The organism is Candidatus Kosakonia sp. 282A-S69 (genome assembly GCF_029433855.1).
Taxonomy (GTDB): domain Bacteria; phylum Pseudomonadota; class Gammaproteobacteria; order Enterobacterales; family Enterobacteriaceae; genus Kosakonia; species Kosakonia cowanii_A.
On sequence record NZ_JAROAU010000003.1, the window covers coordinates 995,996 to 1,022,392 of the forward strand.

Below are 26,397 nucleotides of genomic sequence, written 5' to 3' on the forward strand. Positions count from 1 at the left end.
ACGTTCACGTAAAAGCATCGGATAAAGCGATCTTCTGGAGCGTTACCGAACACGGACGATTGAATTTTTTTAGCGTGGACGTCGGGTGTCAGTAACCTCTTCTTAACATACTGACCCGCCGAGCATTATTCACAAGCACTACCCTGCATATAATAAAACCGGAGATACCATGAATAAGAAGGTGTTGACTCTGTCTGCTGTCATGGCAAGCATGCTGTTTGGCGCAGCCGCACACGCAGCGGATACCCGTATTGGTGTGACCATCTATAAATATGACGACAACTTCATGTCCGTTGTGCGTAAGGCGATTGAGAAAGACGGTAAAGCGGCGCCGGATGTTCAGCTGCTGATGAACGACTCCCAGAACGACCAATCCAAACAGAATGATCAGATCGACGTCCTGCTGGCAAAAGGGGTTAAAGCCCTGGCCATCAACCTGGTTGACCCGGCTGCGGCGGGCACAGTGATTGAGAAAGCGCGCGGCCAGAATGTGCCTATCGTCTTCTTCAACAAAGAGCCTTCCCGCAAAGCGCTGGATAGCTATGACAAAGCTTACTATGTCGGCACCGACTCCAAAGAGTCCGGCGTGATTCAGGGCGACCTGATTGCCAAACACTGGGCGGCCAATCCGGGCTGGGATCTGAACAAAGATGGTCAGATTCAGTTCGTGCTGCTGAAGGGCGAGCCGGGCCACCCGGATGCTGAAGCGCGTACCACTTACGTGGTGAAAGAGCTGAACGACAAAGGTATCAAAACCCAGCAGCTGGCTTTAGACACCGCTATGTGGGACACCGCTCAGGCGAAAGATAAGATGGACGCGTGGCTCTCCGGTCCGAACGCCAACAAAATCGAAGTGGTGATCGCCAACAACGATGCGATGGCAATGGGTGCGGTTGAAGCGCTGAAAGCGCATAACAAATCCGCCATTCCGGTATTTGGCGTCGATGCACTGCCAGAAGCGCTGGCGCTGGTGAAATCGGGTGCGATGGCCGGTACCGTGCTGAACGATGCCAACAACCAGGCGAAAGCGACCTTCGATCTGGCGAAAAACCTTGCTGATGGCAAAGGCGCGGCAGATGGCACCACCTGGAAAATCGAGAACAAGATTGTCCGTATTCCTTACGTCGGCGTTGATAAAGACAACCTGGCGGAAATTACCGGTAAATAAGATTTAGTTTGACCGTTCTCACTGGGCGTATTGTTCAATACGCCCTTTTATAAAAATGATATGCCAGGCCAACAAGGTAGAATTATGGTCAGCAATAATACTCAGTCGTCCGGTGAATTCTTGTTGGAAATGAGCAATATCAACAAGTCCTTTCCCGGCGTAAAGGCGCTCGATAATGTCAATTTAAAAGTTCGTCCTCACTCCATTCATGCATTAATGGGTGAAAACGGTGCGGGTAAATCGACATTATTAAAATGCCTTTTTGGGATCTACCAAAAAGATTCCGGCAGCATTCTATTTCAGGGTAAAGAGATCGATTTCCACTCCGCCAAAGAGGCGCTGGAAAACGGTATTTCGATGGTGCACCAGGAGTTAAACCTGGTATTACAGCGTTCGGTGATGGATAACATGTGGCTCGGGCGTTACCCGACCAAAGGCGTGTTTGTCGATCAGGATAAGATGTACCAGGATACAAAAGCCATCTTTGATGAGCTGGATATTGATATCGATCCCCGCGCGCGCGTCGGAACATTATCCGTTTCCCAGATGCAGATGATCGAAATTGCGAAAGCATTCTCCTATGACGCCAAAATCGTCATTATGGATGAGCCAACGTCATCGCTGACCGAAAAAGAGGTCAACCATCTGTTTAAAATTATCCGCAAGCTGAAAGAGCGTGGCTGCGGTATTGTTTATATCTCGCACAAAATGGAAGAGATATTCCAGCTGTGTGACGAAATTACCGTTCTGCGCGACGGTCAGTGGATCGCCACCCAGCCGCTGGAAGGGCTGGATATGGATAAGATCATCGCCATGATGGTCGGTCGCTCCCTGAACCAGCGCTTCCCGGACAAGCACAATACGCCGGGCGAAACCATCCTGGAGGTGCGTAATCTCACCTCCCTGCGTCAGCCCTCAATCCGTGATGTGAGCTTTGATCTCCGCAAGGGCGAAATTCTCGGTATTGCCGGGCTGGTGGGGGCGAAACGTACCGATATTGTGGAAACGCTGTTTGGTATTCGCGAGAAATCGGGCGGCACCATTAAGCTGCACGGTAAGGCGATTAATAACCATACTGCCAACGAAGCCATTAATAACGGCTTTGCCCTGGTCACCGAAGAGCGCCGCTCGACAGGTATCTATGCGTATCTGGATATTGGATTTAACTCATTAATCTCCAATATTCAGAACTACCGAAACAAAGTGGGCTTGCTGGATAACAGCCGCATGAAGAGCGATACCCAGTGGGTGATTGACTCGATGCGGGTTAAAACCCCTGGACACCGTACGCAGATTGGTTCGCTTTCCGGTGGTAATCAGCAGAAAGTCATTATTGGACGCTGGTTATTAACCCAGCCGGAAATTTTGATGCTTGATGAACCGACGCGCGGTATTGACGTAGGTGCGAAGTTTGAAATTTATCAGCTTATTGCTGAGCTGGCGAAAAGAGAGAAGGGGATCATTATTATCTCCTCTGAAATGCCTGAGTTGTTAGGCATCACTGACCGTATTCTGGTAATGAGCAATGGCCTCGTCGCTGGGATTGTTGATACTAAAACGACAACGCAAAACGAAATTCTCCGTCTTGCGTCTTTGCACCTTTAAGATCAGGGGCTCCTCATGAGTGCGTTAAATAAAAAGACTTTTCTCACTTATCTGAAAGATGGCGGTATCTACGTCGTTCTTTTAGTGTTGCTGGCGATTATTATTTTCCAGGACCCGACCTTCTTAAGCCTGCTGAACTTAAGTAATATTCTGACTCAGTCGTCGGTGCGTATTATTATCGCGCTGGGCGTGGCGGGTCTGATTGTGACCCAGGGCACCGACCTCTCTGCCGGCCGTCAGGTCGGGCTGGCGGCGGTGGTAGCGGCAACGCTGCTGCAATCGATGGAGAACGCCAACAAGGTGTTCCCGGAGATGGCAACCATGCCGATTATCGTGGTGGTGCTGATCGTCTGTGCTATTGGCGCGATTATCGGCCTGATTAACGGCCTCATCATTGCTTACCTGAATGTGACGCCATTTATCACCACCCTGGGTACGATGATTATCGTTTACGGTATCAACTCCCTCTACTACGACTTTGTTGGCGCGTCGCCGATCTCCGGCTTTGACAGCGGCTTCTCCACCTTTACGCAGGGCTTTATTGCCCTTGGCAGCTTCCGCCTCTCCTACATCACCTTCTATGCGCTGATCGCCGTGGCGTTTGTCTGGGTGCTGTGGAACAAGACCCGCTTCGGTAAGAACATTTTCGCAATCGGCGGCAACCCGGAAGCAGCAAAGGTCTCCGGCGTGAACGTCGCGCTGAACCTGCTGGTGATCTATGCTCTCTCCGGCGTCTTCTATGCCTTCGGCGGGCTGCTGGAAGCAGGCCGTATCGGCTCGGCGACCAACAACCTCGGCTTTATGTATGAGCTCGACGCGATTGCTGCGTGCGTGGTAGGTGGCGTCTCCTTCAGCGGCGGTGTGGGAACCGTGCTGGGCGTAGTGACCGGTGTGATCATCTTTACCGTTATCAACTACGGTCTGACCTATATCGGCATCAACCCCTACTGGCAGTACATCATTAAGGGCGGGATCATCATCTTCGCCGTGGCGCTGGACTCCCTGAAATACGCGCGCAAGAAGTAACCCTTCAGCTCTGCCCGTAAGCCCGCCCTGTGCGGGCTTTTTTATTGCGCTGTTATTAAAAAACTTCATCTATCTGAGATGGTGAAATCCCGCGCCGCTGCTACGCTTTATGTAGTCCCAACATTTATAAGGAGATTAGGATGAAGAGTGAATTGGCTTTTCCGGCATTCCCCGTCACTGGATGGCAAGTTGGCGCGGTAGACAAGCAGCAGAGCATCGTTGTGAAGTTTGGTTACAGCACTTCGCCGTACGGCCCGGGTGCATCGACTTTTGACTCGCAGTTTTTCAGCTTAACCCCCGATATGGTGCGCAGCCTGATCTACGATCTGCAACGCAGCCTGACAGAGCATGAGATCGAGCACGAAAAAGTCGCCTGAGATTTTCCCCTTACCTGCGCAAAGGCACGTGTCATGCAGCTTCCGCTGCATCGTCGTGTGCCTTGTCGTTGCTTTTAACATCCCGTCCTGCGCGCATCTTATTGAAGAACCGATCAAATTTAAGGGGATTCTGAAGGCCTTCATCGCAGCGGCTACATAGGCTTAAAGGACAATCTTTGAGAGTTGTGATGGCAGCTCAAGGGGCGCTTATGAATTTTGTTTTTTTTAGAATTGACCACGCACCATATGAAAAAACCAGTCAGGTGAACTTCGTTTTAAAAAATGTTGAACTGCTTCGTGATGGCGAAGTGATTGCTGCACCCGGCGATCTCACCGTCACCTCGCTCCCTTTTTTCTACTTCTGTTCGGTGCAAACCGGGTTTCGCAAGATCGAGTACAAAATGGCCAACAACCCGCCGGCTCGGATCACCTGTAGTGCAGGGTATCTGAAAACCGGTGACTATCTGGTGGAGACGCCGGAAGGGGAGAAGGTGATGCAGTTTAACGCCCTTAACGGCACATGGATGGTGGATAAAAGCGCGCCTGCGGTGATCGACCATCAGGGCTTTATCGCCCGTGACTTTACGCTTATTCGCCCGGTCAAAAGCAGTGGCCGTACGGTGCCATTCAATTAATCCGCTCTGTTATCTCTTTTTCTGCATATCAATTAACTGCTCGGCCGTGACTGCCGGGTAGCCCTGAGCATCTTCCGGCACTTCATGCATGGCAGGGATCGGCACCAGAGGCCCAAGGAAGCGGGGTTCCCGTTTAAACAGATAGAGATCTGCGATGGTGCCGAGCCGGGCGCCAAATTCACGCGCCCGCACGCTCCACATATCTTTCGGCGACGGTACGGCGTAACACTGTGCCTGAATGCCCAGGTGGCGGGCGATAAAGAGCGCGCGTTCGCAATGGAAGCGCTGGGTGATGATAATAAAGTCGTTGGTGTCGAACACTTTGCGCGTGCGGACAATCGAGTCCAGCGTGCGGAACCCGGCATAATCAAGCACGATATCCGCAGGATCAACGCCGCCAGCGATGAGATCTTTACGCATGGTCACCGGCTCGTTATAGCTCTGCTGGGCGTTATCGCCGCTCAACAGCAGGTAGTTCACCTTGCCGCTGTTATAGGCATTAAGGGCACCCTGAATGCGGTAGCGGTAATATTGGTTGATCACGCCGGTGCGGTAATATTTTGCGGTGCCAAGCACGACGCCGACCTGGCGCCAGGGAAGATCCTGCAGGTCGTCGTAGATATAGGGGGCGGTTTTCCAGCTCATCCAGCGATCGAGACCCAGCGCGGTTAACACCAGCAGACCAATCAGGACTATCAGGCTGTAAAAAACACGCTTTAACATGAAGCTGGCTCGGTAAGGGATTGAAATTGCACTCAGGCTACTTTACCCACACCGCAAGCGCAAGAAACGGCAGCTCAATCGCACTGTTTTTCATCACTGCCGCCTTAAGCGCAGTGATACGCATCATAGCGTGACGCGCTCAACCGTTTCGCAACCTAACGCACGTAATGTTGCAACCGTGGCATCCCACTGCGTTAACGGCGCGTCAGCGCGTTCCGCCAGCACGGCGCGCGTAATGTCCGGATAGTCGAAACCGCTCAGGCTGAGCAGATTAAGCGCGCCCTGCAGCGGGGGCAGCGTCGGGTTAAACGCCGCGTTCTCCGCATAACGCCCACAGAAGATCTGCCCGTCGCGACAGAGCAGGGCAACGCCGGAAGGCGAGTGGGTATAAGGGGAGTGGCTCTGGCTGGCTGCCGCGATGGCGGCCTGGGTCAGGGCATCGCCGCGCGGGGAGAAACCGTGATCCTGTTCGTCCATCAGCAGGGTTTTAATCTGCAGATCCTTCGGCCCAAACGCATCCGGCAGGTAATCACCCAGCGTATGCGGCGCGCGCCCCGGCAGATTAATGCGCAGCGCAAGCCCGCTGTTGAGTTCATTCATAAACTGTCGGCAGTGGCCGCACGGCGTGTAGTTAACGGTGACCGATTCAAGTGCGCTCTCACCGCGCAGCCAGGCGTGGCTGATGGCACTCTGCTCAGCGTGCACCGTCTGCTGCATGGTGGCACCGATAAACTCCATATTAGCGCCGAAATACCAGTTGCCGCTGACGCCACGGGCAATCGCGCCAACATTGAAATGGGAGAGATCGGTGCGGGCGCAGGCGGCTGCGAGAGGCAGCAGCGCAAAAGCCAGCGCATCGACATCAAGCTGTGTCGCGCTTTGCAACGTTGCCACCTGCTCAGCACTCAGCATCGCGGGGAAGTGTTCATCCGCCAGCAGAGGCGCCAGCGCGGTCTGAAGTTCGCCCGGCAGACCGGAAAAAGCAGTGTGAAAACGAGAATGCATAGCCATGCCTCTTAGCAGTGTAATGGAAACACAGTGTACGGGCCTGTCTCGCTTTTATATGTGACTATGGTCACACTATTTGTGCAACGAATGAAACGCATTAAAAAATTGCGCGACACATCGCAAATTTTAGCCCCACAAGGCGATCAGAAGCGGAAAGAGGAACGGTGCAACCAGCGAGGTGATGATCCCGCAAATCACCAGCGCCAGCGAACTGAAAGCCCCCTCCTGGTAATCAAGCTCCGCGCAGCGCGCCGTACCCAGAGCGTGCGAAGCGGTGCCCATCGCCAGCCCGCGCGCCGATTTGGTCCTGATGCGCATCAGGTTCAACAAGGTGTGCCCGAACACTGCGCCAAGCACACCGACAAAAATCACGCACACCGCGCTGATAGCCGGTATGCCGCCAATGCTGCCGCCCACCGCCATCGCAATCGGCGTGGTAACGGATTTCGGTAATATTGAGGCGGCAATTTCCGGTGTGGCTCCCATCAGCAGAGCGATAAGCGTCCCGCTGATCATCGCTACCAGGCTGCCGATAAAACAGATGGTAATAATCGATTTCCAGCGCGCGCGGATCTGGTGCAGTTGTTCATAAAGAGGAAACGCCAGCGCCACTACCGCAGGTTGCAGCAGATCGTTGAGCACTTTGCTGCCCTGAAAGTAGTGATCGTAGGGGGTGTTGGTCAGCAGCAGCAGCGGGATGATCACCACCATGGCTACCAGCAGAGGGTTAAGCAGCGCCAGCTTGAAGCGCGCGGCCAGTTTGCGGGCGGCGAAAAAGACCGCCAGCGTTAACGGCAGGGACCACCAGATATAGGCCATCACTCTTTTGTTTCCTCACGACCGGCCACTTTACGCTCGCCGTGTACCAGATGGGTACTCCAGCTCACCACCAAAAAGACCACCAGCGTACTCACCGCGCAGGAGACCACAATCGGGCCGAACTGCGCGCGCAGCACGTCGTAGTACTGCATAACGCCGACGCCGATAGGCACGAACAGCAGCGCCATATAGCGAATAAGCAGAAAACAGCCGGGATTGACCCACTTTGCTGGCAGGATCTGCAGCGCCAGCAGGATAAACATAATCAGCATGCCAATAATGCTACCGGGAATGGCGATCGGCAGCAGCGAAGCGACAAAAATACCGGCATATAAACAGGCATAGATGAGTGCGAAGGCTCGCAGGTACTGCCAGATAGTTATCAGTGTTTTATTCATGGTGGAAATCCTTGCTGAAACGCATTCATCATACAATTAAAGCTAAAAACGTGCTACCGATCACATCATGAATTTTGAGCATACCAGACATTCCATTTGGTTAGATTATGGGTTCAAACCGGTCTGGCGGTGAAAAAAGGGGCGCAACGCCTTCAGAGCTTGATGATAATCGCACTTTCCTCGCCACCGGAGAGCGGCTACTATGTCGCCTCATTTTTTCGGGGTGATTTATGCGTGTATTACTGGCTCCAATGGAGGGCGTGCTCGATTCTCTGGTGCGCGAGCTGCTGACTGACGTCAATGATTATGATCTCTGCATCACCGAGTTTCTGCGCGTGGTCGATCAGCTGCTGCCGGTAAAATCCTTTCATAAAATCTGCCCTGAACTGCAGCGCCAGAGCCGCACCTCCTCTGGTACGTTAGTGCGCATTCAGCTACTGGGTCAATATCCGCAGTGGCTGGCGGAAAATGCCGCCCGCGCGGTTGAGCTTGGCTCATGGGGGGTCGATCTCAACTGCGGCTGCCCGTCAAAACTGGTCAATGGCAGCGGCGGCGGGGCAACGTTACTCAAAGATCCGGAGCTGATTTATCGCGGTGCGAAAGCGATGCGTGAAGCGGTGCCGTCGCATCTGCCGGTCACGGTGAAAATCCGTCTTGGCTGGGAGAACTCCGCCCGCCAGTTTGAAATTGCCGATGCGGTACAGCAGGCGGGTGCCAGCGAGCTGACGGTGCATGGACGAACGAAAGAGGATGGCTACAAAGCCGAGCGCATTAACTGGCAGGCGATCGGTGAGATCCGCCAGCGCCTCTCAATTCCGGTTATCGCCAACGGTGAAATCTGGGACTGGCAAAGCGCGCAGGCCTGTATGGCGGCGACCGGCTGCGATGCGGTGATGATTGGCCGCGGCGCGCTCAATGTGCCAAACCTCAGCCGGGTGGTGAAGTATAACGAGCCGCGTATGCCCTGGCCTGAGGTGGTTGCGCTGCTGGCAAAATATACCCGGCTTGAGAAGCAGGGCGATACCGGTCTGTATCACGTCGCGCGTATCAAACAGTGGCTGGGCTACCTGCGTAAAGAGTACACCGAAGCCGGCGAACTGTTTGCCGAAATCCGCACTTACAAAACCTCGCAGGATATTGCGGCGGCTATTGCCCGCGCCGAAATAGAGAATCATGCAACGCTACGCAGTAATTGACGCGTTACGTAGCGTTATCTGAGTCACACTTTCACTCTCTTTCTTAAATTGCTCGTAGATTATTTCCAGTTGAGATGGTAATTATTTACCCACACCATCTCAGGGTTGTTACTGTTAAACAGGCAAAACCTAAACCATCAAAATTCACCGCGCGTGAATTTCGGGTTTGGGTTTTTTTGTTTTGGTGGTGAGCATAAATAAAAGCTGTAAAGCAAATAACTATAAGGAATTGCCTGAGCCTTACGCGTTAGCACTATTTTTAACGCGGCAGTTGCGGCCAGCAATATAAAAACGGAATAGAAATGGCACATATTAAATTCGCCTTACCTTTGGCGTTCCTGTCAGGTATTAGCGGTACTTGCGCTTTTGCCAATAGCGAACTGCCCAACACCCAGGGTTTTATTGAAAATAGTCAGTTTGATGTCACGCTTAAAAATGTCTGGATGATTAATACCAATAACCAGCTCTCAGAAGCGGGTATTGGTGACCAGAATGCGTGGGCACAGGGCGCGCTGCTGGATTATCAGAGCGGTTGGTACCGGGATGTTATCGGTATTAATGCCTCCTGGTATAGCGTGGTCAAGCTCTACGCCAATAAGGACTTTGCCGGGCGCGATCTGCTGCGAGACAGCAATGGTCATGCGGAGGGGTTCAATAAAGTTGGCCAGCTTTACGCCAGGCTCAAGTGGGAGGATGAGCAAGCGTATGCCAGGCTCTATGCGGGCTGGAAGCAGCTTTATAAGTTCGGCACGCTCAGCGTCACGCGTAGCCGGGCAGCGCCAAGCTCCTGGCAGGGGGTGAGCCTTGAGAGCGGCTGGGGCGATTTTGTTGCCCGCGCCGCCTGGGTCAACCGCTTTTCAGAACGCGATGAGCCGGAAAAACGCCGTTTTTATACCTTAAAAAGTAATAAGTCCATCGATCATATTGTTACCGGTGATATAAGCTGGAGTCCTGATAAAAGTACACGGGTGAGCTGGGTAGCAGGCGAAAGCGATAATTATCTTTTACGTCAGGGCGTCGAAGCACAATTCGCATTGCCGCTGGACGGGAAAGCGTCGCTATTATTTCGCAGTGCCTGGTATTACAATCGCGGGCTGGCAGAGTGGGAAGGGGCGCGAGGGTTTACCCACAGCGCGCAGCATATTTTCGCGCTGGTTGGCTATCAATATCATGCTTTTGAATCGGGCGTCGCCTGGTCTAAAACCAAAGCGCCGTTAGAGAATGGTCTGGGTTATTTTTATTGGCATATGGGTAAAAACACCCGCGGCGCATTTAACAGCCCGGCGGATGGCGAAGGTAATGATTACGTCAATGATAATGAGCAGATGATTTATTGGTACGGGAAATATGTTCTCTCCCCGGAATTGACGACAGGTATTTTTGCTAATTATGGTTTTGGGGCGAAATATCAGGGCGTCGAATTAACACAGTGGGAATATGGCGGTTTTATCGCATGGACGCCGAATGCCATTCCCGGATTATCACTCTTCGCCGGTTTTGGTCCGGGCTATAGCTGGAAACAGGTCAAAGGCCAACCCTGGCTTAAGGATGACAAGCGCGGTTTCCACCGCTCCCATGGCATCGGCGGCGGCATCACCATGGAATACAAATTTGGTCTGCATAATCAATAAGGAGCTTCACCGTGAATAAAACGTTACTGGCACTTTTGCTCACCGCGCTCGCCTCTACCGGCGCACAGGCGGCAGAACGCGCAACGCGCATATTACTGGTCAACGACGACGGCTGCGACTCCATCGGCACTCTCTCTTTACAGGAAAAACTGGCCGCTAAAGGCTTTGATGTCTGGATGGTGGCACCTGCCACTAATCAGAGCGGCATTGGCTCGGCGATTACCTTCAAACCCAACAAAATCTTCGATGTGAAGCAGGTAGCGGAAAAACGCTACTGCTTCCCCGGTACGCCTGCGGATGCGGTCGATTTTGGCCTGCTCGGCATTCTGAAAGAGAATCCGCCGGATCTGGTCATCTCCGGCGTGAACGACGGCCCGAACACCGGCGTTGCGCAGCTCAACTCCGGCACCGTTGGCGCAGCGGCGCGCGCCGTGCGCTACGGCTACCCGGCAATTGCCGCCAGTATCGGCTATCTGCTGACGGCAGAAGAGCAGAAAGCGGGCTGGCCCAGCACGCACAAATACTGGCCGGACTCGGTCGATTATGTGGTCTCGCTGGTCGATAAACTGCAGGCAAAACGCCAGCCCGGCCAGCCGCTACTGCCTGCCGGATCCGGTTTGAGCATCAACTATCCTCCGCTGGCGAAAAGCGCGGTGAAGGGTGAGAAATTTATTGGCAATGAGGCCTTCCCGGAACCGCAGCGCAGCTACGTGTTGCTGAAAGATGGCCGGGCGCAGCAGGTGATGAGTGAAAAGATAATGATGATGAACGACGCCGACACTGATACCGGCTGGCTTAATAAAGGCTATATCACACTGACGGTGTTTGATGGTCAGTGGAATGCGCCGCAGTATGAAGCCCAGTATCAGGCGCTGTTCCGCTGATGGTTTCACACATCGGCGAGGCAGGTCTCTCTTCCGGTCGGGTTCCGCCGGGCGGAATGCGTATCGCCAAAATATTAAATAATAACGTCGCAGTGGTGCTGGACGAGCAGCAGCATGAGCAGGTGGTGATGGGGCGCGGCATCGCGTTTCAGAAGCGTCCCGGCGATCGGCTTGATGAAGGCGCTGTTGAGAAGGTCTTCGCGCTGCAAAGCGACGATCTGGTGCGCCGCCTGGGGGAGCTGCTCAATCAGATCCCGCTGGAGGTGATGACCACCTGCGATCGCATTATCGCGCTGGCCAGCGAACGGCTGGGGAAGCTGCAGGAGAGCCTCTACATCACGCTCACCGATCACTGCTACTTCGCCATTGAGCGGCAGAAGAAAGGGCTACTTATCCGCAACGGGTTGCTGTGGGAGATTAAGCGCCTCTACCCGAAAGAGTTCGCGCTGGGGCATGAGGCGCGCGCGATTATCGACAGGCGGCTTGGCGTGATGCTGCCGGAAGATGAAGCGGGTTTTATTGCGCTTCATCTGGTGACGGCACAGTTAAACAGCCCTATGCCTGAGGTGATGCACATCACCCGTGTGATGCAGGAGATCCTGCATATCGTGCAGTATCAGTTAAAGCTGGAGTATGACGAAGAGGGGCTGAGCTATCAGCGCTTTGTTACCCATCTGAAGTTCTTCTCGCAGCGCATGCTGAACAGCACGGTGGTGGATGACGACGATCTCAGTCTCCACCAGGCGGTTAAAGATAACTATCCGCTGGCGTGGAAATGCGCTGAGAAAGTGGCGCTTCACCTGGCCACGACCTATCAGCGGCGGCTGACCACCGAAGAGACTATGTTTCTCGCGCTCCATATCGAGCGCGTGAGAAAAGAGCAGCGCTAGCTGCACCTATGGGTTGTTACTGCATTTGCATATGCAGGCAAAACCTGAGCCCGTCACCGTAAGGTGGCGTGGCTCAGGTTTTTTTTTACTCAGACACAAGAGGTAAGGATACAAGCATGGATTATCAAACGCTGGCGAACGTCATTCTCAGCCACGTTGGCGGCAAGGAGAACATCAGCAGCGTGGTGCATTGCGCTACGCGGTTACGCTTTAAACTCAAAGAGATGCAGAAGGCCGATGCCGACGGGCTAAAAAAAGAGCCCGGGATCATCATGGTGGTCGAGAGCGGTGGACAGTTTCAGGTGGTGATCGGTAACCACGTGCACGACGTCTGGCTGGCGGTATGCGAGGCGGGCGGGATAACAGAGGATACGCCGGTCATCGCAAGCGATGAAAAAAGCTCACTCTTTAGCCGTCTGATCGACATCATTTCCGGCATCTTCACCCCCTTTATCGGCATACTGGCCGCCTCCGGAATTCTGAAAGGGATTCTGGCGCTGGCGGTGGTATGCAACTGGCTAACGCCCGAGAGCGGCACCTATAAAATCTGGTTCGCCGCCAGCGATGCGCTCTTCTTCTTCTTCCCACTGGTGCTGGGTTATACCGCCGGGAAAAAATTTGGCGGCAACCCCTTTATCACCATGGCGATTGGCGGGGCGTTGACTCATCCGCTTATGATCGCCGCCTTTGACGCTGCGCAGGTGAGTGGGGCGGTGAGCGAAACCTTTCTTGGTATTCCGGTCACCTTTCTCAATTACAGCGGCTCGGTGATCCCGATTATTCTCGCCTCCTGGGTCAGCTGCTGGCTTGAAAAGCAGGGCAATCGCTTTTTGCACGCCGCAGTGAAAAACTTCTTCTCGCCGGTGCTTTGCATTGCTGTCACCGTACCGCTCACCTTTCTGATTATCGGCCCGGTCGCTACCTGGCTAAGCCAGGGGCTGGCCAACGGCTATCAGGCAATTTATACCCTCTCTCCCTGGCTGGCGGGCGGCGCGATGGGCGCACTGTGGCAGGTGTGCGTGATATTTGGTCTGCACTGGGGCCTGGTGCCGCTGATGATCAACAACATGGCCGTTTTCGGCCAGGATTCAATGCTGCCGATCCTGCTGCCTGCGGTGCTTGGACAGGTGGGGGCCACGCTGGGTATTTTTCTGCGCAGCCGCGACAAACAGCAAAAAACGCTGGCGGGTTCAGCCGTGGCGGCGGGGATCTTCGGCATTACTGAGCCGGCGGTCTATGGCTTAACCCTGCCGCTGCGCCGTCCGTTTATTTTTGGTTGCCTGGGCGGCTCGCTTGGCGGGGCGATTGTCGGTTTTAGCGGTACGCACACCTACTCCTTCGGGATGGCGAACGTCTTCTCCTTCGCACAGATGATCCCGCCCGGCGGCATCGACGCCACCCTGTGGGGCGGCATTGTGGGCAGCGCGGCGTCGTTTATGCTCGCGTTACTGCTGACCACTATTGCCGGTCTGCCGAAAGCGGCCGCAACCGTCGCGCCACCCGCGCAAAAACCGGAGGCTGATGGAATGACGCTGCTGGCACCGATGAGCGGCAGCGTACTGGCGCTCGATCAGGTGACGGATGCCACCTTCGCCAGCGGTGTGCTGGGGGATGGCGTGGCGATTATTCCGGTGGACTGCCGGGTCGTCGCACCTTTTGCCGGAGAGGTCGCTTCGCTGTTTGAAACCAAACATGCGATTGGATTGCTCAGCGATAGCGGAGTAGAGATGTTGATCCATGTTGGTATCGATACCGTCAAGCTGGACGGCAAACCCTTCACCACGCATGTCAACGTGGGCGACAGAGTGCAGCCGGGCGATCTGTTGCTTGAATTCGATCGCGCCGCGATCCTTGAGGCCGGTTTCGATCTCGCGACGCCAATTATCATCAGCAATAGTGAGCACTTTGCCAGCGTAAATAACGTGGCGTCCACCTCTGTTCAGGCAGGGAAGCCGCTGCTGGCAGTAGCCATTTAACTAAAGGAGCAGAAAATGAAAACATTTCCAGCGGGATTTTTATGGGGTGGTGCCATTGCCGCCAATCAGGTTGAAGGTGCGTGGCAGGAGGATGGAAAAGGCCCATCGACCTCCGATATGCAGCCGAATGGCGTGTTTGGCGAACTGATTGAGCGTAAAGAGGGCGACAGCGCGCTGAAGGATGTGGCAATCGATTTTTACCACCGTTATCCGCAAGATATCGCCCTGTTTGCCGAAATGGGCTTTAACTGCCTGCGTGTCTCCATTGCCTGGACGCGTATCTTCCCCAACGGCGATGAGAGTACGCCGAATGAAGCGGGGCTGGCTTTTTATGACGCTCTGTTTGATGAGCTGGCGGAGCACGGCATCACGCCGCTGGTGACCTTATCTCACTATGAAATGCCGTGGGGGCTGGTGAAAGGCTACGGCGGTTGGGGCAGTCGCGAGACAATACGCTGCTTTGAACACTATGCCCGCACGGTGTTTGCCCGCTATCAGCGGAAAGTGAAGCTGTGGCTCACCTTCAATGAGATCAATATGTCGCTCCATGCGCCGATGACCGGCGTCGGGTTGCCCAACAGCAGTAGCAAAGCAGAAATATACCAGGCGATTCACCATCAGCTGGTGGCGAGCGCGCTGGCGGTCAAAGCGTGTCATGAGATTATCCCGGATGCCAAAATCGGCAATATGCTGCTCGGCGGGTTGATGTATCCACTCAGTTGTAAACCGGAAGATGTGTTTGAGACGCTGCAGCAGAACCGCAGCTGGGCCTTCTTTGGCGACGTCCAGTGCCGCGGTGCCTATCCCGGGTATATGCTGCGCTACCTCCGCGATAACGGCATTGAGATTGAGATCACCGAGTCCGACCGCGAGGCGCTGCGCACTACCGTTGATTTCATCTCCTTCAGCTACTACATGAGCGGCTGCGTCACTGCCGATGAAGCGCTAAATGAGCAGCTGCGCGGCAATATTCTCAGCATGGTGCCCAACCCGCACCTGCCCAGCTCAGAGTGGGGCTGGCAGATCGATCCCCTTGGCCTGCGCACGCTGCTGAATATGATGTGGGATCGCTGGCAGAAGCCGCTCTTCATTGTTGAGAACGGGCTGGGCGCGAAGGATAAGGTAGAAGCGGACGGCAGCATTCATGATGATTACCGTATCGCCTACATGAACGATCATCTGCTCCAGGTACGAGAAGCGATTGAGGATGGCGTCGAGATGCTGGGTTATACCAGCTGGGGACCTATCGATCTGGTGAGCGCCTCGAAAGCGGAAATCTCCAAGCGCTACGGTTTTATCTACGTTGACCGCGAAGATGATGGCAGCGGCACGCTGGCGCGCAGCCGCAAGAAGAGCTTCTTCTGGTATCGCGATGTGATCGCCAGCAACGGTGCGAGCCTGAAGTAAACGCGTCAGACGATAAGCGCAGCGATAAAGCTTTTCAGCCACATCACCGCCGGATCGCTGCTGTGACGCTGATGCCAGAGTATGGCGACTTCAATTGGCTCGGCGTCGAGCGGTAACGGGCTGCGCATCAATCCACGGGTGCGCTGCCACTCATCCGCCAGCCCGGCGGGCACCGTGGCCAGCGCGGGCATCGTCTCCAGCAAACCCGGCAGCGCGGCGAAGTGGGGCGTGGTGTAGTGGATCTGCCGTTGATAACCGCTTTTTGCCAGCAGGGTATCAAAATGGCTGCTGCTCGCTTCGCGATAACTGACCATCAAATGGCGCTGCGCGGCAAAGGTCTCCATATCCAGCGGCGCGCTGAGCGCTAACTGCTGCGGATGCCAGAGCGTGGCAAACGGCATGGTGGTCAGCACTTCGCGCTCCAGCCAGCGCGGGCCGGCGACGGCGACGCTTACCGCCATATCCATTTCGCCGCCCTCAAGCCTGGCGGCATCGCTGAAGGGATCGCTTGCCACCACATTCAGGCGGATGCCGGGCGCATGCTGCATCAGCGCCGGAATCAGCTTCGGCATCAGCCATATCTCTACCCAGTCCGCCATACCCAGCGTCAGCGTCGCCTTCGCGGTTTGCGCGTCGAACGCCGCCTGTTGAAACAGCGCGCTCTGCAACTGCTCCAGCAGCGGCAGAAGTTCACTGTGCAGTTCGCTGGCGCGGGCGGTGGGCTGCATCTTATGCCCGCTGCGGATAAATAGCGGATCGTCAAACAGCGTACGCAGCCGCGACAGCACGCCGCTTACCGCCGGCTGACCCAGATGCAGCTTATCCGCCGCCGCCGAGACGCTCTGCTCTCGGTAAAGCACAGCAAAGGCGATCAGCAGGTTCAGATCGATCTTGCGGAAATCATTCTCTTTGATAGTCATTATTGCTCCAATCAATTGGAGTGATAGTAGCTGGCGCAGCATACTGGCGCAATGCAAAAGAGGAGAGAAACAATGAAATATTATCCGCTACTGCTGGCGCTGACTGCTGCCGGGCTAACTATGCAGCACGCTATCGCCACGCCGCTTTCCACCCAGCAGGCTCAGGCGCCGGGCTACTACCGGATGGCGCTGGGCGACTGGCAAATCACCGCCGTCTCGGATGGCACGGTCAAGGTGCCGCTGGACAAGCTGCTGATCGATATCACGCCGCAACGCTTACAGACACAGATGGCACAGGCCAATATGACGGTGCAGGCTGAAACTTCCATCAACGCCTTTGTCATTAATACCGGCAAACAGCTGATTCTGATCGATACGGGGGCCGGGGCGCTGATGGGCGACGCGGGCGGCCATCTGCCGGAAAATCTGCGCGCTGCAGGTATCGATCCGGCGGCCATTGACCTGGTGTTGTTGACCCATATTCATGGTGACCACTCCGGCGGCGTGCAGCGTGACGGCAAACCCCTCTTCCCGAATGCTACCGTGCGCGTCGACCAGCGGGATGTCGATCTGTGGCTCAATCCGGCGCGGTCGTCGGAGGTGGAGGAGGGGCAGCGCCACACCTTCGCCGAGTCCGAACGCTCGCTACGCCCGGTAATCGATGCCGGTAAGCTGAGTACTTTCCATGCGCCAACTGAGATCCTCCCCGGCATTGAAGCACTCCCGGCGGCGGGCCACACCCCGGGCAGCGTGATTTATCGCGTCACGCATGGCGGAAAAACCGTCATGGTGTGGGGCGATATTATTCACGCTCAGCCGGTTCAGTTGCCCGATCCTAAGGTGGCCATTCATTTTGATGTCGATCGCAAGCAGGCGGTGGCAACGCGCGAGAAGGTGCTGGCGCAAGTGGCGCGTGAGGGCGATTGGGTAGCGGCAGCGCATATCGCCTTCCCCGGGATTGGCAAAGTGATCAAAGCGGAGAAGGGCTACCGCTGGGTGCCAATTAATTACAGCGCGAAGGGAGAGTAAACGTGGCAAAAGGCCCGGCGGCGTAAACGCGCACCGGGCCTGAATGTGGTAGACCGGATAAGGCTTCGCCGCCATCCGGCAAAGTTGCAATGCCTGATGGCGCTGCGCTTATCAGGCCTACAACACCCGCATCATCATGCGTTTTATCCGGCAAAAGGCCCGGCGGCGTAAACGCGCACCGGGCCTGAATTTGGTAGGCCGGATAAGGCTTCGCCGCCATCCGGCAATGGTGCAATGCCTGATGGCGCTGCGCTTATCAGGCCTACAACACCCGATTCATCCCGCTGAAGCCGCCATCTGGCAGGTGTTTTAGAAAATCATCTTAAAGACGCCGGTCACTACCAGCAGGCCAATCAGGAAAATAATCAGGATCGCCCAAAGTAAAAATTTCATCATTTTCGTCTTCCTTCTCATGTGTTAGTTACAGCAAGACTAGTCAATCTCTCAACATTGCGCCTTTTTTCTATACTTAACTGCTTATTAAATAATCGGAGAGAAGCGCATGTCGGCAAACAAAGTAGCAATCGTCACCGCCGCAGACTCGGGCATCGGCAAGCAGAGCGCGCTGATGCTGGCAGAGCGGGGATTTGATATTGGCATTACCTGGCACTCGGATGAGCACGGCGCGCAGGAGACGGCGCAAAAAGTAGAGGCCTTTGGCCGCCGGGCTGAGACCATCCAGCTCGATCTCAGCCATCTGCCGGAAGGCGCGCAGGCGATTGAAACACTCATCGCCCGCTTCGGGCGTATCGACGCACTGGTGAATAACGCGGGGGCCATGAGCAAAGCCCCGTTTCTCGATCTCACCTTTGAGGAGTGGCGCAGCATTTTCACTGTCGATGCCGACGGCGCGTTTCTCTGCTCGCAGATAGCCGCCCGGCATATGGTCAGGCAGGGGCAGGGCGGACGCATCGTCAATATCACTTCCGTACACGAACATACGCCGTTGCCGGAGGCGAGCGCCTATACCGCGGCAAAACATGCCCTCGGTGGCCTGACGAAATCAATGGCGCTGGAGCTGGTGCCGTACAACATTCTGGTCAATGCCGTTGCGCCCGGGGCTATCGCCACGCCGATGAACAACATGAGCGATGACGATGCCAAACCCGGCTCAATGCCCAACATCCCGCTGGCGCGACCGGGTACAACGCGGGAGATCGCCAGCATGGTCGCGTGGCTCTGCGCCGATGACGCCAGCTACACCACCGGCCAGTCGTTTATCATCGATGGCGGCTTTATGCTGGCCAACCCGCAGTTCAAACCGCAAAGCGCTTAGTCGTCGCCGGTGTTCTCTTCACGCTTTTTTCTGCGGTGGCGAAACCACCACCGCAGGCAGAAGACCAGCGCAATGGCGATAACCACCCAGATCCAGCGCTTCGCGTGCTGATCGAAGGACGCCAGCCACGGCGTGATAACCTCGCCGCCAACGTAGCCCAGCGTGGTGAAGATCAGCGCCCAGATAAACGCGCCGAGAATATTCAGCGGCAGAAAGATTTTCGGTTTTAAATGGCTGGTACCAATCAATATCGGCCCGATAATACGAAAGCCGTACATAAAGCGTGTACCAATCACAAACAGATAGGGGTGACGGCGAATCAGCGCCTGCGCCTGATGGATCTTGCCGCGATAGCGGGTGAAGCGGCGCAAAATTTTAACGCCATAGCGGCGGCCAACAAAATAGAGCAGCTGATCGCCAATAATGCCGCCAATGGCGACGGCGAGCACCACCAGAGGAAAGCGCAGCAGCCCCTGATGCACCGCCACACCGCCAAGCAGAGTGATGGTTTCGCCCTCGGCGAGGCTGCCGACCAGCAGCGCGGCGTAGCCATACTGGCTAATAAGCTGATTGATATCCAGTGTCATTACATCCTCCTGTAAAACGTCTTTAAGCATATACCTGCATCCGGCTTTGCGCTTCGTTCAATCATTTCGGCTTTTTTCTGCTGTACAAAAAATAGTCATAAAAGTGACGTATACTTACAGCTCGATGTTCGGGTTTTCAGTGAGGGGGCGTTATGAACCATGTCTGGGGACTCCTGTCCCATCCCGATCGTGAAATGCAGGTGATCAAACGCGAAAACGAGACCGTTTCGCACCACTATACCCACCATGTGCTCATCATGGCGGCCATTCCCGTAATCTGTGCATTTATTGGTACCACGCAGTTTGGCTGGAGCTTCGGCGAAAACGTCGTTGTGCCGCTGTCGTTATCCACCGGTTTTTACCTGGCAATTCTCTTTTATGGCCTGATGCTGGCGGGCGTAGCGGTCATGGGGCGCGTCATCTGGTGGATGGCGCGTAACTATCCGCAGCGTCCGTCGCTGGCGCGCTGCATGGTCTTTGCCGGTTATATTGCGACACCGCTGTTTCTCAGCGGTATTGTCGCGCTCTATCCGTTAGTGTGGCTCTGCGCGCTGGTCGGCACCGTCGCGCTCTTCTACACGGGCTATCTGCTCTATGTCGGCATCCCGACCTTTCTTAATATTAATAAGGAAGAGGGGCTCAACTTCTCCAGCTCGACGCTGGCCATCGGCGTGCTGCTGCTGGAGATCCTGCTGGCGCTGACGGTGATCCTCTGGGGTTACGGCTATCGCCTGTTTTAAGCAATCCGGCGTTGCTGGCACACAAGGCCAGCAACGCAATTTCTCGCAACGATTCTTCTCTGGCGGCAACCCTGCGTGGCGGCTATTATGCCAGAGCCAGCCCTGTTATACCTTTTATGAACAGAAGCGGTGTGCGTTATAGCGCGCGTGAATAATTTTCAGAAGCCTCACCATGCAGAAATTTCGAGTCTCTCTTTTAAGCCTGGCGCTTGCACTGAGTGCGCCCTTCGCGCCGCTGGCGCAGGCAAAAACAGCCGCCGCAGTTGCCGCAGCACAGCCGGAAATCGCCTCCGGCAGCGCGATGATTGTCGATCTGCAAACCAATAAGGTGATCTACTCAAGCCACCCCGATCTGGTGCGACCGATTGCGTCTATTACCAAGTTGATGACCGCGATGGTGGTGCTGGATGCGCGCCTGCCGCTCGATGAAAAATTAAAAGTCGATATCAGCCAGACGCCAGAGATGAAAGGAATTTACTCCCGCGTGCGTCTGAACAGTGAGATCAGCCGCAAAGATATGCTGCTGCTGGCGCTGATGTCGTCGGAAAACCGCGCCGCCGCCAGCCTCGCGCATCACTATCCCGGCGGCTATAAAGCCTTTATCGCCGCGATGAATGCGAAAGCCCGCGCGCTGGGCATGACCCACACGCGCTACGTCGAGCCGACCGGCTTATCGATCCAGAACGTCTCTACCGCCCGCGATTTAAGCAAGCTGCTGATCGCCACCAAACAGTATCCGCTGATTGGCCAGCTGAGCACCACGCGCGAAGAGATGGCGACCTTTGCCAATCCGGCCTATACGCTGCCGTTTCGCAACACCAACCATCTGGTCTACCGCGATAACTGGAATATACAGCTGACGAAAACCGGCTTTACCAACGCTGCGGGCCACTGCCTGGTGATGCGCACGCTTATTGGCAATAAACCGGTGGCGCTGGTGGTGATGGACGCCTTTGGCAAATATACCCACTTTGCCGATGCCAGCCGTTTACGCACCTGGATTGAGACCGGAAAAGCCCAGCCGGTGCCCGCTGCCGCGTTAAGCTACAAACGGCAGAAAGCGGCGCAGATGGCGCAAACGCCGCCAGGCTCAGCGGGCGAACTGACCGCACAGAACGATTAATTACTCCGGCAGCGTCCAGTCACCGTCATTGAGTGGACGCTGCATAATCAACGTATCCCGCCAGTCTCCCTGTTTATAGCCGACGCTGCGCAGCTGTCCGGCCACTTCAAAACCATGTTTTTTATGCACTCTTAACGAACCGGCGTTGTTATGCCCGTCTCCTATCACTGCGACCATCTGCCGCCACGGCCCCTCTTCACAGCGGGCGATCAGCGCCCCGAGCAGCGCCGAGCCAACTCCACGACCGGTCATACTGGCATCGACATAAATCGACTCTTCAAGGGTGTAGCGATAGGCCGGGCGCGGGCGATAGAGACCAGCGTAGCAGTAGCCGACAATCACCCCGTGAAAGAGTGCCACCAGCCACGGCAACCCCTCGGCGGCGAGCTTGCTCATCCGGCTGCGCATCTCATCAATAGTGGGGGGAACCTCTTCAAACGAGGCGCGGCCGTTGAGCACGTGCCAGGCGTAGAGGGAGGTAATAGCATGAACATCGTCGGGACGGGCGTCGCGCACCTCGACCGCAGGACCAGAGAGAATATCAACAGCTGACATTGGGCGCGCTCCTTTCAACGCAACGCGCCAGAGAGAGGATTCTCTGGCGCTGTCGCTACTCTATTACGAAAGGCGCGCGCAGCACAAAAAGGGGAGGGGCTACTTTATCGCCGGATCCGCGTGATGCTCTGCCTGGACCGTCTCTTGCCAGAATTTGCGCTTACTCGTCTTACCAATACCGGGGTTCATGCTGTTAGTCGGATCATTTTCCCGATAAAAACGTTTGAGCGCGTCCGGAGCTTCATAGAGATGACCGACATTATGCTCGGCGGGATATTGCGCGCCGCGCTGCGCCAGCAAGGCGAGCATCTGCTCCTTCAGGGCGTGCACATCAACCCCTTTTTTAACAATGTAATCCTGATGGAAGACGTGGCACATAAAGTGGCCGTAATAGAGCTTGTGTACCAGCTGGCTATCAATCTCTGGCGGCAGGTGCTCAAACCACTCGGTGTCATTACGGCGCAGGGCAATATCGAGCGCCAGAATATCCTCCACCTCATCGGCATGCACCGCCTGGTAGCGGATCGCGGCCCCGGCGGCAGCGAAACGGTGCAGAAACGCTTTGCTCCCCTCCTCCGGCGTACAGACAAAGAACTCCCCATCAGCGTCAGCAAAAAAGGCCTTTAGCCACTTTTGCGCCTCATCAATACCGCCGCCGGACATCTTCAGCAGCAGGTGATGCTCATACTTATCGCGCCACTCCTTCATGCGGGAGGGGAGATGTGAGGGGAAGAGACCACTGATTTTTTGCAATGAGCGATCGATAAAGTGCGCTTTAAACAGCGTTGCTTTATCAAGCAGTGCGTCGGTGCGCCCTTTGATAGTGAAAAAGAGCGGCATCTTGTCGGTGCCGAGCTTGTCGATCATCAGGAAGGTGTCTTTGCCATAGCGCTCGGCGATATCGTAAATATCGCGGTGCATATACTCCCCGGCGACCGGCAGATGGTCAAAATTGGCCAGAATATGGCGGCGGATCTCCGTCAATACCGCAGTCTGGTTGGTGCCGATATAGAACACCTGCTGGCGCGCTTCTGCCGGGAAGGTGTCGAGACGCACGGCGAACACCGCCAGCTTGCCCGCGCAGCCGGAGGATTCAAACAGGCGGTCGGGGTCGGCGTTATAGCGCGCCGGGGTTTCTGCTTCAACGTCGCGAACGCGGTTGATGTAATCATGATCGTGTCCGTGGCGCTGGTCGTGAAGCACATCGCTGGGATTGATACGATCGTCATCCAGTTTGCCGAGGATCTGCTCCGGCGTTTCGCCAAGCTTGATGCCGAGGTGATTAACCAGCTGCAGGCGGCCCTGATCGTCAATGCGCGCAAACAGCGACATCTCGGTGTAGGCCGGGCCGCGCTGCACCAGCGATCCGCCGGAGTTATTGCAGATACCGCCAATCACCGACGCGCCGATGCAGGACGATCCAATCACCGAGTGCGGCTCGCGTCCCAGCGGTTTCAGGGCTTTTTCCAGCGAGTAGAGCGTGGTGCCGGGATAAGCCAGTACCTGCTCGCCATTATCCAGCAGGTGCAGTTTGTCGAGGCGCAGGGTGCTGATAATCACGATATCGCGGTCGTAATCATTGCCGTTCGGCGTCGATCCTTCCGTCAGGCCGGTATTCGCCGCCTGCATGAGAATAATTTTGTCGGCGATCACGCAGGCATTGAGAACGCGCCATAATTCAACCAGCGTGCCGGGAAAGACCACCGCCAGCGCGTCGCCCTGGCCGGAGCGGAAGCCTTTACGGTAGCGGGCGGTTTTGGCCGGTTCGGTAAGCAGGTGAGAGGCACCCACCAGACGTTTGAGTTCGTTAATGAAAGGGTTATTTGAATGAGTCACGATCCACTCCTTGTGGCGAAGCATGAATAAAAAGGATGCTCTGCTTCACGCCGGTTGCAGGCTGCGTGAATGATGTTGTGAATATTTCGTTACTAATGTTAGCTCCAGAGGATGCCCGAAGGGGAGCGAATTAACACAAAAATCAGAGCCTGGCGCTGCAAGACGTGCCAGGATTATGGCACACTGCGTTTTTCCGCGGCCCGTTACCGCGGTTTTTGCTGAAAATACAAGAGAGTAAACGACATGAAATGGCTATGTTCTGTAGGTGTCGCTGTGAGCCTTGCGCTGCAACCCGCGCTGGCCGAAGAGATGATCGCTAACCATCCTTTGACGCCGCAAGCCAGGGACGCCTTTGTCACTGACCTGCTTAAAAAGATGACCGTGGATGAAAAAATAGGCCAGCTGCGCCTGATAAGCGTCGGGCCGGATAACCCGAAAGAGGCGATCCGCGAGATGATTAAAGCAAGCCAGGTCGGGGCGATTTTCAACACCGTCACCCGCCAGGACATTCGCGCCATGCAGGACCAGGCGATGCAGCTCAGCCGCCTGAAAATTCCTCTCTTCTTTGCCTACGATGTGGTGCACGGGCAGCGCACCGTTTTCCCTATCAGCCTCGGTCTCGCCTCCAGCTTTAACCTCGACGCGGTGAAAACCGTCGGCCGCGTCTCCGCTTATGAAGCCGCCGATGATGGCCTGAACATGACCTGGGCGCCGATGGTCGACGTCTCGCGCGATCCGCGCTGGGGACGCGGCTCGGAAGGTTTCGGGGAAGATACCTTTTTGACCGCCGAAATGGGCCGCACCATGGTAGAGGCGATGCAGGGCAAAAGCCCGGCGGATCGCTACTCGGTGATGACCAGCGTGAAACACTTCGCCGCCTATGGCGCAGTGGAGGGCGGTAAAGAGTACAACACCGTCGACATGAGCCCGCAGCGCCTGTTCAACGACTATATGCCGCCCTACAAAGCGGCGCTCGACGCCGGCAGCGGCGGGGTGATGGTAGCGCTTAACTCTTTGAACGGCACACCGGCTTCATCCGATTCATGGCTGCTTAAAGATCTGCTGCGCGATGAGTGGGGCTTTAAAGGCATCACCATTTCCGATCACGGCGCGATTAAGGAGCTGATTAAACACGGCACCGCCGCCGATCCGGAAGATGCCGTGCGCGTGGCGCTGAAGTCCGGCATCAACATGAGCATGAGCGACGAGTACTACAGCAAATACCTGCCGGGGCTGATCAAGTCCGGCAAGGTAACGATGGCAGAGCTGGATGACGCCACGCGTCATGTGCTGAACGTCAAATATGATATGGGTCTGTTTAACGATCCCTACAGCCACTTAGGGCCGAAAGAGAGTGACCCGCAGGACACCAACGCCGAAAGCCGTCTGCACCGCAAAGAGGCGCGGGAAGTCGCGCGAGAGAGTATGGTGCTGCTGAAAAACCGACTGGAGACGCTGCCGCTGAAAAAATCGGGCACCGTGGCGGTCATTGGCCCGCTGGCAGACAGTAAGCGTGACTCAATGGGGAGCTGGTCTGCCGCCGGTGTTGCCGATCAGTCGGTCACCGTGCTGACCGGCATTCGCGACGCGCTGAAGGACAAAGGCCAGGTGATCTACGCCAAAGGGGCGAATATCACCAACGATAAAGGTATTGTTGATTTCCTTAACCTCTACGAACCCGCGGTGGTGGTTGATCCCCGCTCTCCGCAGGCGATGATCGATGAAGCCGTGGCTGCGGCGAAGAGATCTGACGTCGTGGTGGCGGTGGTCGGTGAAGCGCAGGGGATGGCGCACGAAGCCTCCAGCCGCACCGACATCACCATTCCGCAGAGCCAGCGCGATCTGATTACCGCCCTGAAAGCGACCGGCAAGCCGCTGGTGCTGGTGCTGATGAACGGGCGTCCGCTGGCGCTGGTGAAAGAGGATCAGCAGGCTGACGCTATCCTTGAAACCTGGTTTGCCGGTACCGAAGGCGGCAACGCCATCGCTGATGTGCTGTTTGGCGACTACAACCCTTCAGGCAAATTGCCGATGTCCTTCCCGCGCTCCGTGGGGCAGATCCCGGTCTACTACAGCCATCTGAATACGGGCCGCCCCTATAATGCCGATAACCCGAACAAATACACCTCGCGCTACTTTGATGAAGCCAACGGCCCGCTCTATCCCTTTGGCTATGGCCTGAGTTACACCACCTTTAACGTGTCGGATGTGAAGATGTCTGCGCCGACGCTGACCCGCGGTGGCAGCGTTGATGCAAGCGTCGAGGTGACCAACACCGGCAAGCGTGAAGGGGCGACGGTGATCCAGATGTATGTGCAGGATGTCACCGCGTCGATGAGCCGCCCGGTGAAACAGCTGCGCGGCTTTAAGAAGGTCAACCTGAAACCGGGCGAGACGCAGACCGTCAGCTTCCCGATCGATGTTGACGCGCTCAAGTTCTGGAACCAGCGCATGAAGTACGACGCCGAGCCGGGCAAGTTCAACGTCTTTATCGGCGTCGACTCTGCCCGCGTCAACCAGGGCGAATTTGAATTAAAGTAACCACTCATCAGGCCGGGCAACCGGCCTTTTTTATTACCCGCTTTACC

The 26,397-nt window shown here is 55.8% G+C and carries 25 protein-coding genes; 16 read left to right on the forward strand and 9 right to left on the reverse strand.

Annotated features, from left to right (window positions below):
• Positions 1-169 precede the first annotated feature (169 nt).
• From mglB to PU683_RS10405, 5 genes are all read left to right on the forward strand, one after another.
• Positions 170-1,168 (forward strand): galactose/glucose ABC transporter substrate-binding protein MglB, encoded by a 999-nt coding sequence (gene mglB, locus PU683_RS10385; protein ID WP_277171391.1) that lies wholly within the window; start codon positions 170-172, stop codon positions 1,166-1,168.
• A gap of 84 nt (positions 1,169-1,252) precedes the next feature.
• Complete coding sequence (gene mglA, locus PU683_RS10390; RefSeq protein WP_277171392.1) at positions 1,253-2,773, forward strand: galactose/methyl galactoside ABC transporter ATP-binding protein MglA; 1,521 nt, start codon at positions 1,253-1,255, stop codon at positions 2,771-2,773.
• A gap of 15 nt (positions 2,774-2,788) precedes the next feature.
• Entirely contained in the window at positions 2,789-3,799 is a 1,011-nt protein-coding gene (gene mglC, locus PU683_RS10395; protein ID WP_277171393.1) for a galactose/methyl galactoside ABC transporter permease MglC, read from the forward strand.
• Positions 3,800-3,939: 140 nt separating this feature from the next.
• Complete coding sequence (locus tag PU683_RS10400; protein ID WP_277171394.1) at positions 3,940-4,176, forward strand: hypothetical protein; 237 nt, start codon at positions 3,940-3,942, stop codon at positions 4,174-4,176.
• Positions 4,177-4,439: 263 nt separating this feature from the next.
• Positions 4,440-4,811 carry a hypothetical protein gene (locus PU683_RS10405; RefSeq protein WP_277171395.1) on the forward strand — a complete coding sequence of 124 codons (372 nt, stop codon included), beginning with the start codon at positions 4,440-4,442 and terminating at the stop codon, positions 4,809-4,811.
• Between the two features lie 9 nt (positions 4,812-4,820).
• On the opposite strand, the gene sanA is transcribed toward PU683_RS10405, so the two are convergent.
• The 4 genes from sanA to PU683_RS10425 form a co-directional block, all read right to left on the reverse strand.
• Entirely contained in the window at positions 4,821-5,534 is a 714-nt protein-coding gene (gene sanA, locus PU683_RS10410) for an outer membrane permeability protein SanA (protein ID WP_023479806.1), read from the reverse strand.
• 123 nt (positions 5,535-5,657) lie between these two features.
• Positions 5,658-6,539, reverse strand: coding sequence for a cytidine deaminase (gene cdd, locus PU683_RS10415; RefSeq protein ID WP_277171396.1), 882 nt, complete (start codon positions 6,537-6,539; stop codon positions 5,658-5,660).
• 129 nt (positions 6,540-6,668) lie between these two features.
• Complete coding sequence (locus tag PU683_RS10420) at positions 6,669-7,364, reverse strand: CidB/LrgB family autolysis modulator (protein WP_277171397.1); 696 nt, start codon at positions 7,362-7,364, stop codon at positions 6,669-6,671.
• A complete protein-coding gene (locus tag PU683_RS10425; RefSeq protein WP_277171398.1) occupies positions 7,361-7,759 on the reverse strand; it encodes a CidA/LrgA family protein in 399 nt (132 codons plus the stop codon). The genes PU683_RS10420 and PU683_RS10425 overlap by 4 nt, the downstream gene beginning before the upstream one ends.
• Before the next feature lie 230 nt (positions 7,760-7,989).
• Between PU683_RS10425 and dusC the strand changes: the two genes are divergently transcribed.
• The 6 genes from dusC to PU683_RS10455 all read left to right on the forward strand — a co-directional run bounded on the left by dusC (position 7,990) and on the right by PU683_RS10455 (position 15,743).
• Complete coding sequence (gene dusC, locus PU683_RS10430; RefSeq protein WP_277171399.1) at positions 7,990-8,955, forward strand: tRNA dihydrouridine(16) synthase DusC; 966 nt, start codon at positions 7,990-7,992, stop codon at positions 8,953-8,955.
• Between the two features lie 302 nt (positions 8,956-9,257).
• The gene (locus PU683_RS10435; RefSeq protein WP_277171400.1) at positions 9,258-10,586 is read left to right on the forward strand and encodes an OprD family outer membrane porin; all 1,329 of its coding nucleotides are present in this window, start codon (positions 9,258-9,260) and stop codon (positions 10,584-10,586) included.
• An 11-nt stretch (positions 10,587-10,597) separates the two neighbouring features.
• Positions 10,598-11,470 carry a 5'/3'-nucleotidase SurE gene (gene surE, locus PU683_RS10440; RefSeq protein WP_277171401.1) on the forward strand — a complete coding sequence of 291 codons (873 nt, stop codon included), beginning with the start codon at positions 10,598-10,600 and terminating at the stop codon, positions 11,468-11,470.
• Positions 11,471-11,526: 56 nt separating this feature from the next.
• Positions 11,527-12,360 (forward strand): transcriptional antiterminator BglG, encoded by an 834-nt coding sequence (gene bglG, locus PU683_RS10445; RefSeq protein ID WP_277174264.1) that lies wholly within the window; start codon positions 11,527-11,529, stop codon positions 12,358-12,360.
• A 116-nt stretch (positions 12,361-12,476) separates the two neighbouring features.
• The gene (gene bglF / locus PU683_RS10450) at positions 12,477-14,336 is read left to right on the forward strand and encodes a PTS beta-glucoside transporter subunit IIABC (protein ID WP_277171402.1); all 1,860 of its coding nucleotides are present in this window, start codon (positions 12,477-12,479) and stop codon (positions 14,334-14,336) included.
• Between the two features lie 15 nt (positions 14,337-14,351).
• Positions 14,352-15,743 carry a glycoside hydrolase family 1 protein gene (locus PU683_RS10455; RefSeq protein WP_277171403.1) on the forward strand — a complete coding sequence of 464 codons (1,392 nt, stop codon included), beginning with the start codon at positions 14,352-14,354 and terminating at the stop codon, positions 15,741-15,743.
• Between the two features lie 5 nt (positions 15,744-15,748).
• On the opposite strand, the gene PU683_RS10460 is transcribed toward PU683_RS10455, so the two are convergent.
• The gene (locus PU683_RS10460; RefSeq protein WP_277171404.1) at positions 15,749-16,663 is read right to left on the reverse strand and encodes a LysR family transcriptional regulator; all 915 of its coding nucleotides are present in this window, start codon (positions 16,661-16,663) and stop codon (positions 15,749-15,751) included.
• Between the two features lie 72 nt (positions 16,664-16,735).
• Between PU683_RS10460 and PU683_RS10465 the strand changes: the two genes are divergently transcribed.
• The gene (locus PU683_RS10465) at positions 16,736-17,692 is read left to right on the forward strand and encodes an MBL fold metallo-hydrolase (RefSeq protein ID WP_431190935.1); all 957 of its coding nucleotides are present in this window, start codon (positions 16,736-16,738) and stop codon (positions 17,690-17,692) included.
• A 309-nt stretch (positions 17,693-18,001) separates the two neighbouring features.
• Here PU683_RS10465 and yohP read toward each other — a convergent pair whose 3' ends face one another.
• Entirely contained in the window at positions 18,002-18,085 is an 84-nt protein-coding gene (yohP, locus tag PU683_RS10470) for a small membrane protein YohP (protein WP_071789508.1), read from the reverse strand.
• 109 nt (positions 18,086-18,194) lie between these two features.
• On the opposite strand from yohP, the gene PU683_RS10475 reads away from it, so the two are divergent.
• Positions 18,195-18,968: an SDR family oxidoreductase gene (locus tag PU683_RS10475; protein ID WP_277171405.1), complete on the forward strand. Its 774-nt coding sequence runs from the start codon at positions 18,195-18,197 to the stop codon at positions 18,966-18,968.
• Here PU683_RS10475 and PU683_RS10480 read toward each other — a convergent pair.
• Positions 18,965-19,549 (reverse strand): DedA family protein, encoded by a 585-nt coding sequence (locus tag PU683_RS10480; protein ID WP_277174266.1) that lies wholly within the window; start codon positions 19,547-19,549, stop codon positions 18,965-18,967. The genes PU683_RS10475 and PU683_RS10480 overlap by 4 nt on opposite strands.
• Positions 19,550-19,707: 158 nt before the next feature.
• Between PU683_RS10480 and PU683_RS10485 the strand changes: the two genes are divergently transcribed.
• The gene (locus PU683_RS10485) at positions 19,708-20,295 is read left to right on the forward strand and encodes a Yip1 family protein (RefSeq protein WP_023479716.1); all 588 of its coding nucleotides are present in this window, start codon (positions 19,708-19,710) and stop codon (positions 20,293-20,295) included.
• Positions 20,296-20,467: 172 nt separating this feature from the next.
• Positions 20,468-21,418 carry a D-alanyl-D-alanine endopeptidase gene (gene pbpG / locus PU683_RS10490; RefSeq protein WP_277171406.1) on the forward strand — a complete coding sequence of 317 codons (951 nt, stop codon included), beginning with the start codon at positions 20,468-20,470 and terminating at the stop codon, positions 21,416-21,418.
• Here the strand turns inward: pbpG and PU683_RS10495 are convergent, their stop codons facing one another.
• Together PU683_RS10495 and dld are read right to left on the reverse strand one after the other, a co-directional pair.
• Positions 21,419-21,973 carry a GNAT family N-acetyltransferase gene (locus PU683_RS10495; RefSeq protein WP_277171407.1) on the reverse strand — a complete coding sequence of 185 codons (555 nt, stop codon included), beginning with the start codon at positions 21,971-21,973 and terminating at the stop codon, positions 21,419-21,421.
• A gap of 99 nt (positions 21,974-22,072) precedes the next feature.
• Complete coding sequence (dld, locus tag PU683_RS10500; protein ID WP_277171408.1) at positions 22,073-23,809, reverse strand: D-lactate dehydrogenase; 1,737 nt, start codon at positions 23,807-23,809, stop codon at positions 22,073-22,075.
• Positions 23,810-24,052: 243 nt separating this feature from the next.
• Between dld and bglX the strand changes: the two genes are divergently transcribed.
• On the forward strand, positions 24,053-26,350 hold the full coding sequence (gene bglX, locus PU683_RS10505) for a beta-glucosidase BglX (RefSeq protein WP_277171409.1): 2,298 nt from the start codon (positions 24,053-24,055) through the stop codon (positions 26,348-26,350).
• The last annotated feature ends 47 nt before the right edge of the window (positions 26,351-26,397 follow it).